Origin of the sequence: Bacterioplanoides sp., assembly GCF_965219715.1 — a bacterium.
Taxonomy (GTDB): Bacteria; Pseudomonadota; Gammaproteobacteria; order Pseudomonadales; family Oceanobacteraceae; genus Bacterioplanoides.
This window is the reverse complement of record NZ_OZ244785.1, coordinates 251830-269362: the sequence shown is the minus strand read 5'-3', so window position 1 is coordinate 269362 and position 17533 is coordinate 251830. Positions and strand designations below refer to the sequence as shown.

Annotated in this window: 15 protein-coding genes; all 15 read right to left on the bottom strand. The window is 45.6% G+C overall.

Translation table 11 applies throughout. The annotated features are described in order from the left end of the window. Positions 1-84: 84 nt before the first annotated feature. Complete coding sequence (locus tag ACOQOZ_RS01755) at positions 85-3132, bottom strand: efflux RND transporter permease subunit (protein ID WP_420590565.1); 3048 nt, start codon at positions 3130-3132, stop codon at positions 85-87. A 2-nt stretch (positions 3133-3134) separates the two neighbouring features. Continuing rightward, entirely contained in the window at positions 3135-4217 is a 1083-nt protein-coding gene (locus tag ACOQOZ_RS01750; protein ID WP_420590564.1) for an efflux RND transporter periplasmic adaptor subunit, read from the bottom strand. 354 nt (positions 4218-4571) lie between these two features. Continuing rightward, complete coding sequence (locus tag ACOQOZ_RS01745; protein WP_420590563.1) at positions 4572-6209, bottom strand: hypothetical protein; 1638 nt, start codon at positions 6207-6209, stop codon at positions 4572-4574. Between the two features lie 231 nt (positions 6210-6440). Then, a complete protein-coding gene (locus ACOQOZ_RS01740) occupies positions 6441-7508 on the bottom strand; it encodes a hypothetical protein (RefSeq protein ID WP_420590562.1) in 1068 nt (355 codons plus the stop codon). 77 nt (positions 7509-7585) lie between these two features. After that, positions 7586-8560 carry an endonuclease/exonuclease/phosphatase family protein gene (locus ACOQOZ_RS01735; RefSeq protein WP_420590561.1) on the bottom strand — a complete coding sequence of 325 codons (975 nt, stop codon included), beginning with the start codon at positions 8558-8560 and terminating at the stop codon, positions 7586-7588. Beyond that, a complete protein-coding gene (locus ACOQOZ_RS01730) occupies positions 8553-9014 on the bottom strand; it encodes a hypothetical protein (protein WP_420590560.1) in 462 nt (153 codons plus the stop codon). Before ACOQOZ_RS01730 ends, ACOQOZ_RS01735 begins: the two co-directional genes overlap by 8 nt. A gap of 53 nt (positions 9015-9067) precedes the next feature. Further along, positions 9068-9394, bottom strand: coding sequence for a hypothetical protein (locus ACOQOZ_RS01725; protein WP_420590559.1), 327 nt, complete (start codon positions 9392-9394; stop codon positions 9068-9070). Beyond that, entirely contained in the window at positions 9391-9684 is a 294-nt protein-coding gene (locus ACOQOZ_RS01720) for a DUF6881 domain-containing protein (protein WP_420590558.1), read from the bottom strand. The genes ACOQOZ_RS01725 and ACOQOZ_RS01720 overlap by 4 nt, the downstream gene beginning before the upstream one ends. Positions 9685-11547: 1863 nt before the next feature. Continuing rightward, complete coding sequence (locus tag ACOQOZ_RS01715) at positions 11548-11970, bottom strand: hypothetical protein (RefSeq protein WP_420590557.1); 423 nt, start codon at positions 11968-11970, stop codon at positions 11548-11550. Positions 11971-12152: 182 nt separating this feature from the next. Continuing rightward, a complete protein-coding gene (locus ACOQOZ_RS01710; RefSeq protein WP_420590556.1) occupies positions 12153-12476 on the bottom strand; it encodes a hypothetical protein in 324 nt (107 codons plus the stop codon). 106 nt (positions 12477-12582) lie between these two features. Beyond that, complete coding sequence (locus tag ACOQOZ_RS01705) at positions 12583-13242, bottom strand: hypothetical protein (RefSeq protein WP_420590555.1); 660 nt, start codon at positions 13240-13242, stop codon at positions 12583-12585. Positions 13243-13357: 115 nt separating this feature from the next. After that, positions 13358-13678 (bottom strand): hypothetical protein, encoded by a 321-nt coding sequence (locus ACOQOZ_RS01700; protein ID WP_420590554.1) that lies wholly within the window; start codon positions 13676-13678, stop codon positions 13358-13360. Between the two features lie 78 nt (positions 13679-13756). Further along, positions 13757-15013, bottom strand: coding sequence for a hypothetical protein (locus ACOQOZ_RS01695; RefSeq protein ID WP_420590553.1), 1257 nt, complete (start codon positions 15011-15013; stop codon positions 13757-13759). Between the two features lie 438 nt (positions 15014-15451). After that, complete coding sequence (gene groL, locus ACOQOZ_RS01690; protein ID WP_420590552.1) at positions 15452-17095, bottom strand: chaperonin GroEL; 1644 nt, start codon at positions 17093-17095, stop codon at positions 15452-15454. A gap of 58 nt (positions 17096-17153) precedes the next feature. Next, complete coding sequence (locus tag ACOQOZ_RS01685) at positions 17154-17447, bottom strand: co-chaperone GroES (protein ID WP_420590551.1); 294 nt, start codon at positions 17445-17447, stop codon at positions 17154-17156. Positions 17448-17533: the final 86 nt, after the last annotated feature.

The window sequence follows — 17533 nt, the reverse complement described above, 5'->3', positions numbered from 1 at the left end:
GGCGGCTGACGAATAAACCCGATAGTCGTAGCAGCCTGCCTGATGCAACCTCAGCAGGCCGCTACAGAAGAGACGCTGCAGCGGCTACTTATCAGAGCCGCGGAAGCTGATCCGGAAGAACAGGCTGTAGAATACCGGCACCGCGATCAGCGTTAATACCGTCGCAAACGCCAGACCACCCATAATGGTAACCGACATATCGGCGAAGAACGCATCGCTCAGTAACGGTGCCATACCAAGAATGGTGGTAATCGCCGCCAGTGCAACCGGACGTAACCTGGAGGTACTGGCCAGCAGAATGGCCTGATCCGGTGCTATCCCTTCAGCGATCTGCAGATCTATTTCTTCCAGCAGCACAATGGCGTTTTTGATCAGCATGCCAAACAGACTGAGGAAGCCCAGCAACGACATAAAGCCAAACGGCATGTCCGTCGCCAGCAGGCCGGATACCACACCCACAGCCGCCATCGGTACCACCAGCCAGATAATCAGTGGCTGACGCACACGACCAAACAACAGAATGGTCACCAGCAACATCACCAGGAAGCCAGCCGGTAAGCCGGTGCCTAAGGCCTTCTGGGCATCCCGTGAAGCTTCGTATTCACCGCCCCACTCCAGCTTGTAGCCATACGGCAACTCCAGAGCTTCAACCTGCGGGCGGATACGTGCAAAGGCTTTACCCGCGGTTTCACCGGCACCCGGGTCGGCTGAAACGGTAATGGTTTTCAGGCGATTACGGCGGTGAATCAGGGTTTCTTCGTTTTCAATTTTTAAGCCTTCCGAAACCTGAGCAAAAGGAATGTACTGACGTTGTGAAGAGCTCCACACCAGGCTGTTTTCAATCGCTTCAATTTCCGACTGACCGGCGTTCGCTGCTTTGGCGGTAATGGCGTAACTGTAATCACCGTCCTGCAGTCGGCCTAATTCCAGCCCGGTGGACGAATACTGAATTGCCTGGGCAAAATCATTGCGCGACACACCGGCAATACCGGCACTGATGGAGTCGTATTGGGTGCTGACCACCACACCTTTATCACGCCAGTTGTGACGTACGTCTTTCACTTTACCGTCGTTGATAAAAATCTGTTCGGCGCGCTGGGCAATCTCACGCAACACTTCCGGATCAGGGCCAGAGAAACGCGCCGCCAGCTTAGCGCCACCACCCGGACCAAACTGCATGCGTTCGGTGTAGAAGCTGGCATCGAGATCGATATCCGGCATCTGCTGAGTAATTTCGGTGATGATGCCATCAATCGCATCCCGGCTGTGGGCACGCACCAGGAAGAAGCCATAACTTTCATTCGGTTGCTGTGGCGCGTAGGTTAAAGTGAAACGATCCGCACCCTGGCCAATAAAGCTGGTGACCGATTCGACCTGGGCGTTTTCCAGCAACAGCTTTTCAGCCTTGGTCACCTGCACCGTGGTTTCACGAATGTCCTGGCCTTGTGGACCCCAGTAATGCACAAAAAACAGTGGCGCATTCGATGGTGGGAAAAAGCCCTGTTTCACCATGCCAAAACCGGCGTAGGCAATAACAGTAATTACCAGCAATGCCGCCACGGTTAACCAACGCATTTTTAACGCCGAGCGTAACGCCACGTTATAGAATTTATACAACGCATTATCGCCCGCTTCTTCCGCAGACTGGTTTTCGACTTTATAGAAATACTTACCAAATAACGGCACCACGGTAATCGCCAGTACCCAGCTCAGCATCAGAGAAATCAACACCACGGCAAACAGCGAAAACAGAAACTCACCGGTAGCATCGTCAGACAGACCGATGCCCGAGAAAGCTGCAATACCAATAACCGTTGCTCCTAACAGTGGCCATTGCGTTCTTTTAACAATAAAACTGGCCGCTTCCTGCGCGGTTTTACCCTGCTTCATGCGCAGCATCATGCCTTCTGCCACCACAATGGCGTTATCCACCAACATGCCCATGGCAATCACCATGGCACCGAGTGAAATACGCTGCAGTTGCAGGCCCATCAGCCACATAATCAGCACCGTGCCCATCACGGTAATTAACAGCACAGAGCCCACTACAACACCGGAGCGCCAGCCCATAAACACCATCAGGGTCAGGGTTACCACCACCACCGACATAATCAGGTTATCGATAAAACCTTTTACCGACTCATCAACAATGGCCGCCTGGTCATAAATTGGCGTTAAGGTGATACCAGCAGGTAAACGACTCAGCAGTTCTTCGGCTTTCTGGTTAACCGCTTTACCCACTTCAACAATGTTAACGTCGTTTAATGCCGACACCGCCAGGGTAATGGCTTCATGGCCCTGATAACGAATTAAACGCGGCTGAATATCCAGCGGCTCAAATTTTAATTCGGCAATATCACGGATTTTAAATGACTGATTGGTACCCGGAACCACGATATTGAGGTTATAAATTTCTTCAATCTGATCCAGTGGATTTTCGATGCTCAGACGCAAGGTACGACCATCCACCAACACCCGACCGCCATTGGTGGGTTTCAGATTTTCCTCCAGCAGACGGGTAATTTCCGGAAACGAAATGCCCAGACCGGATAACTGATACGGATTGATGTAGGCGACCAGCTGCTCCTGCTGAACACCACTCACCTGAACCTTGGCAACACCGTCGGTGACCAATAAATCACGGCGGATAATACGGGCAAATTCACGCAATTCCTGCGGGCTGAATTCCGGTGCACTTAAGGCGTAATACATGCCGTAGACATCACCAAAGTCGTCGTACACCGTCGGTGCCTGGCTGCCAATCGGTAAAATCGAAGTGGCATCGCGTAACCGTTTGCGCAGTTCATCCCAGATTTGTGGCAGCTCGCCGGTGTCGTAGGTTGGTTTTACCTCAACGGTAATTTCCGACAGACCGGGTTTTGAAATCGACGTTAAGCGATACAGCTGTGGCATTTGCTGCAACGCAATTTCCAGCTGTTCGGTAATTTCGCTCTCGACTTTTTTTGCACTGGCGCCCGGGAACTGAGTCACCACCTGCACCTGTTTAATGGTAAACGACGGGTCTTCTAAGCGACCAATACCACCCAGGGCAATCAGACCACCAATCATCATGACCAGAATCATCAGCCAGATATTGACGGGTTTGTTGATTGAATAACGTGCAATATCCACGATTACAGCTCCGCCTGATAAGGTTTAACAGTCAGGCCTTCGTGCATCTGCGATGCTCCGGCGGCCACAACCAGGTCCCCTTCACTGACACCGGCGGTAATCGACGCCCAGTTGTTGTCGATGGCTTTTACCTCCACAGCGGCTTTCACCACCTGGCTGCTTGCCGCATCGAATTTCCATACGTGGAAACCTTCAGCATCATTGCCCTGTAAGGCATTAAACGGAATCAGTAACGACGACTTTTCAGCATTACTTTCAAAGCTGACTTTAACAATCGCCCGTGCTCCGGGTGTTAACTTGATGTTCTCCGGCTCAGTGGCAAACACCACTTTATAGGTCTGAGTAATCGGGTCCGGGCGAGTGGCATGCTCGACGTAGACCAGCTCAAAGTTCTTTTCCGGAGCCGAGACAATTTCCGCCTGGGCTTTTAACAAATGGCTGCCCTGGTATTTGCTTACCAGTTTTTCCGGGATATTCACGTTGAAGTAATACAGGGAAACATCCTGCAGATTCGCGACCACATCACCGGCCTGAACATAGTTGCCACGCTCGGCAAAACGCTCAGCAATCTGGGCATTAAACGGTGCGGATAAGGTGGTGTAACTTAACTCTTCCTGGGCGCGTTTTAACGCCACGGTCGCCAGGTCAAAACTGGTTTCGGCATCGTCTAACTGACTTTGTGATAACAGGCCATTTTTCGCCGTGGCTTTTACCCGCTTCAGATCACGTGACGCCTGGTTCAGACGCGTTTCCGCTTCCTGAACGCGTTGCTTAAACGAGGTTGGATCAATCTGCGCTAATACCTGACCTTTGCTGACTTCGGTACCGGTAACCAGCTCGGTTTTGATTAACCGGCCAGACACTTCAAAGCTGAGATTAACGGTTTTCACCGCCGAAACTTCCGCTGGAAAAGTACGATCAACCACGTTGTTACTGTCAATCACCGGCATCAGCTTAACCGCCTGAATGCGCTGTGGCGCGGCCTCCTGGGCTGCCTCATCGGAACAGGCAACCAGCAGTAAACTGACCAGGCCGGTTAAAACAAGTTTGTGTCTGGCGGCGAATGCCGGAAATTGTATTCTCATGGGTTTCTTAGCTTTATATCGTGAGGTGGGCCACACGGCAGATTCAGCCGCAGCGCATATTTGAAAGAAGTTTGCGCGTCAGTCTAAAGCGCGAGTGGTTTAAGTAAACGGCGTGTTAGCAGACACAATGTCCGCTATTAAGAACAATCGAATATGGTGCCGCTGGGCCTTAACTTAAGCTTTACCTAGCAGCCGTGAGCTTTACCTGGCTGCCGCGAGCTTTACCTGACAGCTGTGAGCTTTACAGGAATAAATTGACCCAATGGTGGTAAGAAGAGTACCGGCATAACAAAAATTACACCGGTAATAGATGCTGGCCTGAGTTCGGCCAGGCTATCGCTGATTCAGCAGGATCTATTCAGAATCTGTCAGGCTGGCAATGCTTCTCTCGAACTCTGCAAACTTGCTGTCCAGTATTGCCTGTTGCTCGACCTTCTCTTCTTCCGACAGAAAAGAGTACTTAATACTGTTATAAACATAAGATTTAATCGTTAGATAGTCAGGCTTATAACGTGATGCAAGCAGCACATACTCATTGGTCAGATTATTCCTGGAGACGCCAGAATCGTCCGTCGAAATAATCATAGGAACCTTGTTACTGGCATAAATCTGATAAGGATGTTCGCCCTTTTCAACTCCCAGAATAAATTCATTACTGGTCAGGTTTATTTCTACAGCAACCTCTTTCCCTTTTCTTTTCATCTCAGAAAGCATTTGTAATGAACGATTCTCGTAAGGCAGATCAATACCGTGGCCAACACGTTGCGCGCCGGCAATATTAATGGCCTGGTCGATGTGGAATTCCAGATCCTTCGGACGAACCATACCAATGGTCAGCTCACCTGCATGAAGAGCGCGATTAACAACACAATCACTGCCCGACGGACATATCTGGCCTTCTTTTGCTTTAAGTTCATTCAAATACTTAAAGAACTGCATATGAAGTTCGTAATCCCGCAGAGCAACATAGTCATTCTCCGGGGCAACAATATTAACGCCGACAATCAGGTCAGATCGGGCGGCAGCAAGGTAGCCCGCATAAAGGTCCATAAATACGTCCAGCGGCGCAAGCGTGCGAACGCCGTAGGTTTGATAGCGCATAACAAAGCTGCTTTTATTGCCTTCCCCACACTCTCGACAATCAATTTCTGGATAAACGGAGTTGGTTCCACACGAGTAGCCACCGGCACCATTCGGAATCAGCTCCTTACCTTTGTGCATACATTCAACTTTGGTTACGAAATCATCAACCGCTGAAGAAACCTTCGCCTTCATGGCATCATCCGACAGCAATACGTCCAGTATGGAGCGAACTTCTGCATATGAAGTTGCTGCAATCAGGCTGGCTGAAATTTCACCTTCCTTTTGTTGATCGGATATCAGAGAACCTGATATTCCCTTTACCGTACTCAACATGGTTTCGATGTAACTGACATTCTCGGCTAACGCCCTGCGTTTCAGAATATTCAGGCCAACTTCCATGTTGGAGTAATCGCCTGAGACCCTTGCAAAATAGCCAAATGTATTAAAGAAATTGGTATCGGGAGCAGGCTGAATATGGTTGTGATTCCCATAATCTTTATCAGACCACAGCGTCAGTAACTTTCGGTATGACGGGTTGTCCTTAAGTAGCTCTGAGACCGTCAGCAGTGGGCAAGCAGCGTTGTTTTCAGCGTCTTTGCGATCGACGATTCTCAGAGTGCACTGATCAATTCTGAGATCAGGGTTCTTCGCAACCCAGTCCAGATAGGTTTCAGCGTATATCGAACCGGAAAAGTGATGATGTAAATCGCCTCCCTTTGGCATTTTAGTAAAGAAGAGATTTAAACGTGCCTTATTTACCGGACTCTGGCGTAATGCCTCATCGTAATACTGCGCAGTGCGTACAAGATCTCTGTTGTACGGAAGTTCGGCAGAAGACCCCTGGTTCGGACTTATGGAACAAGCGGATACCAACAGAACAGAAAGAGTTATTGCCAATTTGTATAACATAGTCGCTCCTTGATTTATTAAATTTCCGAGGCCAAACGATCTGGTTTGTTTCCCCAGGAAAGATCCAATGATTGCATCAATATCGATTGGGAATGGTCATTAAAAATAGCTAAGCCTGCCCAACAGCGCAATTAAACTGTCAGATTTATAACAACAAGCAGCTTCTTATTGGTGCACTGGCCAGCTCCGCTCTGGTTTCTACGGAAAAATCTCTGAAGCAGAGTACGATTGTTAAATCTTTACAGAAAAGTGCCGCAATACTGGCTTTTCAACGTCGCGCTGATCCAGTGTTTCCAGAATCAATTCGTTGTTGTCGCCTTGTTTCAGGGCGATCAACATGCCCTGCTGCTCCAGGCGTAAGCGTGATAATAACTTACTTTGTGGCTGATTATCTGAAATCCGCAGCAACTGTGTGATGGTTGGTAAATAACGTCCACGGCTGCTGAAAAAGTCGTCGTAGTTTTTTTCGTCATGATACAAAGCCAATAAAATCTCGCCGCTATTTAAACGACTCACCAACATATAGTTGCTTACATCGCCCCACTCCAGCTTGGCGGAAGCCATGGTGTGTTTTTTAGTGATTGCCTGCATTTCACCACTGGCATGATCAAATAAAAAGATCTGACGTTCACTGTGATAGCGGTAGCTGACATTAATGATGGTTTGATTTTTATCGACACCCACGACTGTCATTCCGCCAACCGTTTCGTTGGCTAATAATTCGATGGCGTTATTTTTATCCGTTAATTGACCGGCCCAGGAAAGTAAGCGGGTATTTACTCCGCATTCGGGTTTAATAATATGTTCGGTGATAAAAAAGCGATCCTGTGGTTGGTTAGCGTTTTTATCTTTTGGGTAACTGATCTGATAACCATAGTGGCCTTCATCGTTATTCCAGATATCCGTTGATAATAATTGTGGAGTTTCTGACTTACTGATTTTAATGTCGGTGGTGCTCGCGACGCTGGAGTGCGACCAGCGTGGTGACATAAGTACCTTATCTGCCTGCTGCTGTTCGGCTTTTTCTTCTGCCGTTAAGTCATCGCTATTTCTGCGTGGCAACAACCAATGGGGATTTATGGTTTTCTCATCGATTAAGGTCAGTGGCAGGCCAGTATCCTGATTACGCTCTTTGATCCAGCTGATCGACATGGAACAGGCGCTCAGGGCTAATAACACCAACGGCAAAATCAGCATCCAATGGCTGAAGCTGATACTGGTCAGATAGCTCAGACCCAGAGCGATCAGCGCCAGAATGGCAAGCCCACCAACCAGGCCAAATAATATGATCATTCCCATTTAAATACGCTCCTGCTTAAAGTCCATGGGGTTTTATTATTCCTGTGCAGCAATTAACAGAGAGATTAATGGAAAGGTTAACGCAACTGCAAACTGATCATCAGCGGCAGGTGATCCGAACCAATATCGTTTCCGGTACGTAACTCCGAGATGGTGATTTCGCCACTTGCCAGACAATGATCGATGGGAATCATCAGGGCTGGCCATTTCAGCTGTGCTGGCCAAGTCGGCAGAATGCCAAAACCATTGCGGCAATTGTTCAATCCAGAAAGCTCAGTGATCTGGTTGAAGGTCGACGACCAGGGCGTGATATTAAAATCGCCCAGCATAATCACTGGTCCGCTTTGTTGTGCCGCGTCAGCAGCAGCCTGCAACAGCTGAGTATCGCGCTGTTGCATCATGTCTTTTGTGATCGGTGGCAATGGATGAGTTGCCAGCAAGGTAATGCCCTCGCCTTGCCACTGATAGTTCAGCATTAAGCTGGGTAAACCACTATTACCCCAGTAACGCACCTCGGCGTTGTCGAGGGGCAACTTGCTGAAAACCGCAATGCCGAAGTTATCGTTGCGGGCGATGGCTTTTTCAAACGGGTACATTGTTTTGATGACTTGCAAAGAATTGAGCCAGGCATCGTTTATTTCCAATAGCACCAGAATATCCGGGGAGTCTTGTTGAATCAGATCAATCAGCCGCTGATGTTCGTTGTTGGCGGAGTTGACGTTGCTCAGCAGTATTTTGTGGGCTCTGTTTTCCGATATTTCGCCAGAAGCAGTTGATGGGCTTTCTGAGAGATACATAGGCACCCCAAAATACAGAGGCGCAATCGTATAACCATTAATAATCAGCAGTAGGCCTGCTGCCAGGCTTCTGAGCTTGTCTTTATGCAAAGCAAATATCATCAGGCAGAGCAGTGCTCCGATAAGGTACTGTAAGCGGAAATGAGACAGCAGCTCTGGAATATGGCCAGTGCTGCTGAAGAACCCGGCGATACTGCAGATCGCCAGAATCACAGTGGTTGCGGTGAGTAGTCCTTTATTGGCTTTGTTATTCATAGTTTTCTTCAATCATTCGGCGAAGTGAGAAACTGCCAGGCTCTTCTCCCCACTCCTTGAGCAAAAAACTATTACACTTATCCCAGTCTTCCTGGACAAGCTGGGCTGAGAATGGCTGCCCTTGATAGGTTGCATTACCATCGAATTTGGCAATGATTTTTGATAACAAATCTAAAGCTGATGTTTGGTCAAAACTCGGCCGAGTGGCCAGAGGGTAAGAAATGTGAATTTCATCAAAGTCATCCTGGACATATACCTCAACGCCTTCCCTGAATAGGTTTAGGTACAGTATCGACTCTGATTGCCAAGCTTCATAAGACTGTGCATCAAAGCCATATACGTCGTAATGGACGGTAGCACCAAGCTCTCGAAGTAATCGATTGGCCTTACCCGGATCAATTACACAAGGCAACTTAATAAAGATCTCTTTTTGTTCGTGTAAATATCCCCACATAATATACCTTTCCCTATTTTTTGAGGTAATTCATAGTTTCAGATAGAGTATTTTTATAAGTTTTTATCGTATTCAATAGATTCCGCAACAATATAGTATTCTTCTCCCCAGGATTCATTCAGTAGATAAATATTCTCATCTTCTTGTAATGAAACTTCTTTGGGGTACTCGGATTCTAGAGTTGCTATTGTGATACTTTCCAGCGAAATTCGAGGCGGCATATGAACCAGGCCTACTCCAGAAAACGTGATAATCCCATTCTCAGAGCCCACTTCCTTTTCGATCAATAGTTTCAGTTCTTGGGACTCTGCACTCCAAGATAAAACTTCAACCTCTGAATCAGAGATATTTTCCATTAAGTCCTTTGGTAAATCTTTCATATTGATTCTAAATTACCTGACGTGAATTGATTCCATAGTACATCAAATTCATGCTTATCAATCTCTCGCCCTTTGAATTCTGGGTCAGAGTTAATCTCCTCAACCGGAGGGATTTCCGATACCCCTAATCTGGAGCCGCCGTGCTCGATATTATCTGTTGCGAAGCCTACCGAACCATCTCGGTATATCTCCAGCTTTCTCAATTCATAGTTCTCATGGTCAATCTCAGAGATCAGCCTAACTGGCTCATCCTGAAAATCGTGAATCCATTCAACATCAATATATCGCATAACAAACTTTCAATATCCCATAGTGCCTAAAGAGGCTTCTTTACGTTGACTTCAGTTACTTATAACAACCTTCTTGAAATTCCGCTTTGGATTTATCTGGCTTAGTAAGGACAGATTTTACTGAGTAACCGGAACATGAGTCAGTTTTGTAGATCCATAAATCCAAATGCTGTTTTCCATTGCTTGATAACAAGGAAGACTCAAAATGATGATGTTTCAGATCGCCAGATTGGCCTATTGAGAGAACCTCGTAAGAATCGAGATTGCCTATTTCATCATGCAACTTTGAAGATGACTGAACATAGACCTCTGCAATATGAAACTGTGGCGTATTGGTGAGTTCAGAATGCCTCCAGTATAGAAACCCAGATATCAGAGCAATGAATATATACAGACTGTATTTATGGAACCTCACCAACTATGACCTCCCTACATAAACAGCGCAATACTTTTTACCAGCGACGAGTGAGCCCAGCCGCAAAGTAAGATTACACGAGGTATTTCCAAGTAAACTCTATCGACAATCATTGCACTCTCCACTAATCAGGGTACCAAATAGTTGAAGAGTTCCATGCACTGGCTTTCCGCATCCTGGACACGTTGCACTTAAAAGCAATATATTCAGAATAGGCACAACTAGAAAAATCAGTATCGGTGCACCTGAAAAACTAGCCATCAAATGAGAAGTTATGCACATCGATATAAACGCAAGACAGAGTACAATAAAAAATGCCTTTCTGACGTTCATTTATACTCCTTCAATCGACCAAATAAATTAGGAATTACTTTAAGCGGAACAGTTTACGGCATCTTCAGTTTGCTCGCATTACTTGCAGTTAATAAATGCTCTTAACTTAGGCGATAACAATGCCTCCCTCACCAGAAGGGCATTAGAAGCTTATATCGACCGAAAGAATGCGAACACTCATACTCCGACTACCGCACTTTATTATTTTTTATCTAAGTTATCTCTATGCAGATAGGTCCATACTAGAAGACCCCAGTTTACTAAAGCCAGAATTAAAACAAGATAACTAATCGTAATAGTGTAAACAGATATAGTCACTGCCAGGTAAATACTGCCGAACATTGCAAGACGGAACTGGATACGTTGCGCCCAAGAGTGTCCCGCCAGAACGAACGATAAGTTCGGAGGTACCCACAACAAGAAGACATAGATAAGAATAGTCAGGGCGACAGATTCCCAACTTGGATCTTGCCTAATGAAGCTCTCAACCATTTCCGTGTACATCACCGCTATATGATTCGCAGCGAATAATGCCATCCGTGAGCCACACGCTTGTGTTACCAATTTGAATCATCATTCATCCCGAAGGTAATTATAACAATTGACCAGAAGTAAATAGACCATAGCAGCTTCATACTTTAGAGGCGCACGGCTATTCACTGAAGTGACATCCTATGCTCGGCCCTCATGCTGACATGGCTTACAAACCTGGCGTCCCTCGATAAGGTTAATATAAGGCTTTATCGCTAAGTCCTTAAAGCTATCTTTCTTTGAAGTAACGATTGGTTCTCCGCAAGATGTACAAGGGATGTGACGACTAAGGTAAACCGCGAACCACCCGAAAAAGAACCAGCTCCCTAAGACAATTATCAAATAGGCAACTGCGTTCTCATTGAAAATCATGAGTAGCTCTGAATTATGAAAATAATCACGTTTTGACAATTCCCTAACGGCATATACAGGGAGAATTGAAAAGGCAGCTACATAAACAATCGAACACGCCCATATATAGTACTTGGGATAGTTATCTTTATTCAAAGATAGCTCCTTCTATTTAAAATTCTCATTTCCGAGTGCAGCTATTCATTTCAATACCTTGAACACTCTGGTGACTCTTACATTACATGAAAGCCAGACATATCAAGCACCAAGCCACCTTCGAATTTACAGACGTTAAACTGAACCGTAAGGTCACTCCATTTACCATCTAGAGGAACATCATATAGAACCGTTCCGATTACTTCCAAGCCGGTACTCTCTTCAACAAATGGATCGCTAGCTTCAAATTCTCGATTGAATTGCTTACCTGTAGCTTCATGTCTTGAGGTTATCTCAACTGTAGTTCCATCCTTAAAAGGTTGATCAAATCCATAGTTCCGAATCCAGTTTTCAAGATACTGAGCATCCCACTCTGGATAAGGTATTGGATATATAAAATCCAATGCTTCCTGATATTTCTTGGCGACAAGCAGATCAATCCACTCTTCAACAGTCGCCATCAGCGTATCTTTGCTCGCGCTAATAGGTAGTTCTTTCATGCTTGAGCCTTTTATAGAGAGCCTAAGTCAGCACCGCGCGCCTGAGTGTCAAAGCTGTATTCCTGCTAGACTTTAGCAATTCGGACGGTAAATGCCGAGTACCATTGCTCCTCGCCCAGTCACTGGGCTTGCTGATGTTCAGCGTTGGCTTTCCATTGCTTAATAGAATCATGGCTGCAAACTTAATCCGATTTACATTGGTTATAACGACTTAGTTGATTGAGAATAGTTTCAACTTGAACAGCACTAGAACTTCCATAAAACCGGTGTCTACCGAAAAACCTCGGTAAAACGAGCTCAACGGTATAGTTACCAGTACTTGATTCATTAAAGTGAATATAGCCTTCGCCTTTGTTTGTTTTCAGCACAATTCTATTTGAAGCCATCTCATTGGTTGAGATCAGTTTCTGTTTGACAGAGAAATTTCCGTGAACATCACCGGTATATAATTCGCAGCGAATAATGCCATCCGTGAGCCAAACGCTAGTGTTGCCGATTTGAATCACCTGTCATATCCCTCTTGGAGTTTGATAACGCCGCCATAAAAGGCGAGCAACTTGTTGCGAGTCCAGCGCTGAAAGCGCGATTTTTGATGGCTTTGTTATGTTTTTACTACGACCGGTCATTGCACATCTTCATTAGAGGAACAATATGCCTACAAGCCATAACAGACTCTTTAATTGCACCAAGAACCAGTGATTTAACAAGCTCTCGATCAACCTCTTCACGCTCATAAACTCCTGCTATACCAACCTTAATAGATATAAGAATTTCATTAACAGAACGCTTTACCTGGAGAACTCGATGTACCATGTCTGAATCCAGACAGTCTAGTTCTGAGCTTCCCAGAATATATGTACCGTGTTCTATATCTTCTCTTAGGCGATCAATCTCTTCGAACGTAATGTCGATTTCTCTTCTGGAAGCCGATTTGATTTTGGCACACATTTCATCAACAGCATCATCAGTCAATAACTCATCAGATTTTGCATGCTCTTCGATGCTTTTAATTTGGTTGAGAAGTTCTTTGTACTTACTATCGTCGCCGGATGTTAATGACTTAATGTATCGATCATCTAATATAGAACCAGCCATCAACAGCTTATTAAGATGCTCGTTGTCTTGCACTTTGTGTAAAAACAGAAGCAAGTTTGCTTTCAATATCGTGATTGAGCGACGCTTTTTGAATTGAGATTGCAAATATTCCTTGGCATAAACTCCAAGGAGAGCGCCAATCACACCTATCAGTACTGCGATTATTTTTGGATCCATTCACACTCCAAAGAAAACATAACGCCCGCCTCAACTGCCGGAGGCTACTGGCGCATTTTGCGCGGCTTTTTGCACAAAAGGTGACAGTGGCCGGAGGTCAGATTGCAGGCGCTTGTTATGTGTATTCATCTGCCTCTTCATTTATATAAGTCTGCAGACTTTTAACAGTATCGAAGATAACGCTTGATGGAAATTTATCTGGAAACTGGTCAATTTTTCCATGCCAAACTAAATGCACGCAAGCAAACCTACCATCATTAAGTAGAACTATAACGTCATCATTTGCATCTGTTTTAGCAATAGTTTCAGGCTTTAATTGCCATAAAGGATGCTTGGGGCCAATTTCAGCTTCAAGCTCTTTCTGTATGCCAGCTTTAACCTTTGCATTGTCACTTACATGCCACCAAGGTTCTATCCAATTAATTTCTTCTTTCATAGCTAGACCTAGACTCTGGCTGACACATAACGCCTCAAACACCGGCCCAGCTTTGCTGAGTCCGTGTGGTTTGAATTGTTATGCACTCTTAGCACAGTCCTCTAGCTCGTATCCTAGTTCTTGCAAAATTTCTGAACTTTTAGCTTCAATAGTGTTGACTTTTAGGTCTATTTTTAAGCTTTGAATTAAAGGTTCGGGCAATATATCAGCATATATTTTTGCTGAAATATTGACCACGCAATCTGAAATAGCACCAACTACAAATTGCTGACGAGATTTAACAGTACGTTTTGGTTGCAAAGCCCTGATTTCAAAACTCGCTTTCCAATCTTTATCAGAGCCTTCAAGTTGCAGACGCTCACTTGCTAATGCCCCAAAATCATCAAGTGAAAAAGAGATACTACTATCTTTTTCTTTTTTAGGTGCCTTTAGCTCTAGTCGATCATTGCTAATTAGCTCTTCCACCCCACCGTCGACATTAATATCCATGTCGATAAATATATCCCGTGCGCCTATGACACCGTTGTTTTTCAATGAAAAACCAATGTTTTTGTACATCGACTTTTTAACTACGTATTCAACATATTGACGGTAGTAATCTCTGTTTTCAGATCTTCTAAAAATCTTTTTCACTTCTCCGTCTTCGTCTTGATCGCTCTGCGAAGACGAATAATCGGGAATGTCATCTATGTCCGAGACATCCAAGAAATCAGCTTCTAGATTAATTTCTGAACCTAAAAGCTCTCCTGTTTTAGGGTCACAAAACTCTATTTCTATCTTTTCACGAGCCCCTAAGTCTGCTGTGTTATTTGAGTTACTTTCTTCAGCAACTAGATTCCTTAGTTGAATTTCGATTTGCTTAGCTAATTTATCCCTAAACTCAATTTGGCTGTTATAACTTTCAACAAGTGCTTTTGGGAATGTTTTGTCCTTGAACTCTCTTAACTTAGCTAGTTGTTCTAAATCAATCTGATTTGGATCTTTTTTGACCTGAGAAAAGTACAACATTACCGGATGACCTTTTGATGCTACCCGTTCAATTTCTTCTAGGGTTCCGCTATCAGCAACCCCTGTTGGGCTACCTATTCTCGTCCAAAAAACACCTATGACTAGATCGCAATGATCAACAACCTGCCTATTGATAATTTCTTGAGGTCGAGCACCGTATTCAGGTGCAGTATGAGTCTCCCAGCGCAGAGGTAATAGAACTACTTTTCTTTCAGGAGAATTTAAGTCATTCCATTCTTGGATGGTTTTTACTGCAATTTCTCTCTCCTCAACCACATCAGATGGAGATGCAATTAAAACTCTAAATACCTTAGCCTCGTAAGACATAATTTTTCCTTTTTATCTTGATATTCTTGGCAACGCTTGGCGCATAACATTTTAATTGTGCGCATGCGCGTTTGCATGGAATGCCTAAACTTCGGACATTCTCATAACTGACTGAATTCTTTACCGAAACTTCCATTTGATAGAACTACCTTCCTTTAAAAACGCGCACGCCTGTTATACCTGATAACGTGACCCCGTTATTCCCATTGATATAACTAACAAGATCTTGATTCTGCTACAGATTTTCGTCGCTGGCCAGTGCAAACAGGCATCACTGACAATTTAGCGTTCCTATTGAGGTGCTAAATTGTAATTGTGAGGCAATCATACTGTTTATATACACACGAAAATAACAACCACCCACAAAAAAACCCGGCTTAAAAAAGCCGGGTTTTTTATAAAAGCTATGTAACTAGCTTAGGTACTCATGAGCGATGATTACATCATGCCGCCCATGCCACCCATACCGCCCATGCCACCCATATCAGGCATTGCAGGAGCGTCTTTAGCTGGCAGTTCAGCAACCATTGCTTCGGTAGTGATCATCAGACCAGCGATAGAAGCAGCCGCTTGCAGAGAAGAACGGGTTACTTTAGCTGGATCCAGGATACCCATGTCGATCATGTCGCCGTACTCACCGGTACCTGCGTTGAAACCGTAGGAACCTTCGCCTGCTTTCACTTTGTCGACAACTACAGAACCTTCTGCACCGGCGTTTTCAGCGATCTGACGGATAGGAGCTTCCATCGCACGCAGTGCCAGGGTGATACCTACGTTCTGGTCTTCGTTGTCGCCGTTCACCTCTACAGAAGCCAGCGCACGAACCAGAGCAACACCACCACCAGCAACAACACCTTCTTCTACTGCGGCGCGAGTTGCGTGCAGAGCGTCGTCAACGCGGTCTTTTTTCTCTTTCATTTCAACTTCAGAACCAGCACCAACCTTGATCACGGCAACACCGCCGGCCAGCTTAGCAACACGCTCCTGTAGTTTTTCTTTGTCGTAATCAGAAGTAGACGATGCGATTTCAGCGCGGATCTGTTCAACGCGAGCAGCCACTTCAGTTTCTGCACCAGCGCCGTCAACGATTACAGTGTTTTCTTTGCTGATCACAACTTTCTTAGCAGTACCCAGCATTTCCAGAGACGTAGTTTCCAGAGACATGCCTACTTCTTCAGAAATTACCTGACCACCAGTCAAAATCGCGATGTCTTGCAGCATGGCTTTACGACGGTCGCCGAAGCCCGGTGCTTTAACAGCAGCAACTTTGAAGGTACCACGCAGGTTGTTTACAACCAGAGTCGCCAGTGCCTGACCTTCAACGTCTTCTGCAACGATCAGCAGTGGACGACCGGCTTTAGCAACACCTTCCAGTACCGGAATCAGTTCCTGCAGGTTGTCTACTTTCTTATCAACCAGTAACAGCAGCGGGTTTTCCAGCTCTGTGGTCATTTTTTCCTGGTTGTTTACGAAGTATGGAGACAGGTAACCACGGTCGAATTGCATACCTTCAACCACGTCCAGCTCGTCTTCCAGACCTTTACCTTCTTCAACGGTGATTACACCTTCCTGACCTACTTTTTCCATCGCTTCAGCGATGATACGGCCAACAGTTTCATCAGCGTTTGCAGAGATAGTACCTACCTGAGCGATCGCTTTAGAATCAGTACAAGGCTGAGCTTGTGCCTTCAGAGATTCAACAACCGCAGCAGTCGCTTTGTCGATGCCGCGCTTCAGATCCATTGGGTTCATGCCAGCAGCAACAGACTTCAGACCTTCGTTAACGATGGACTGAGCCAGTACGGTTGCCGTGGTAGTACCGTCACCCGCCTGATCGTTGGCTTGAGACGCTACTTCTTTAACCATTTGTGCGCCCATGTTTTCGAACTTGTCTTCCAGTTCGATTTCACGTGCTACGGATACACCGTCTTTAGTGATGGTTGGAGCGCCGAAAGACTTCTCCAGAACCACGTTACGGCCCTTAGGACCCAGAGTTACTTTTACCGCGTCAGCCAGAACGTTTACGCCGTTCAGCATTGCAATGCGGCCATCGTTACCAAATTTAACTTCTTTAGCAGCCATCAGACTTTCCTTTTAATTCGTATGTATTCAGTTAGGTGCAGAAACAAAAGCGGAAGAATCAGTCTTCCAGCACACCGTAAATTTCGTTTTCGCTCAGAATCAGCAACTCTTCGCCATCCACTTCGATGGTGTTAGAACCAGAGTATTTACCGAATACCACAACGTCGCCTTCTTTAACTGCTAACGGGCTGGTGTCGCCGTTATCCAGAACTCGACCATTACCGACAGCAACCACTACACCCTGGTTTGGTTTTTCAGCTGCAGCGCCTGGCAGAATGATGCCACCAGCGGTTGCTTGCTCTTCTTCCTTGCGACGTACAACGACGCGATCGTGTAAAGGACGGATTTTCATTTGAAGCTTTCTCCAACATTCAATTAACAAGCCTGGCGGAGTACGTTCTCCGCAAGGCAATATTTATAGTTCAATTTCGTAGATAG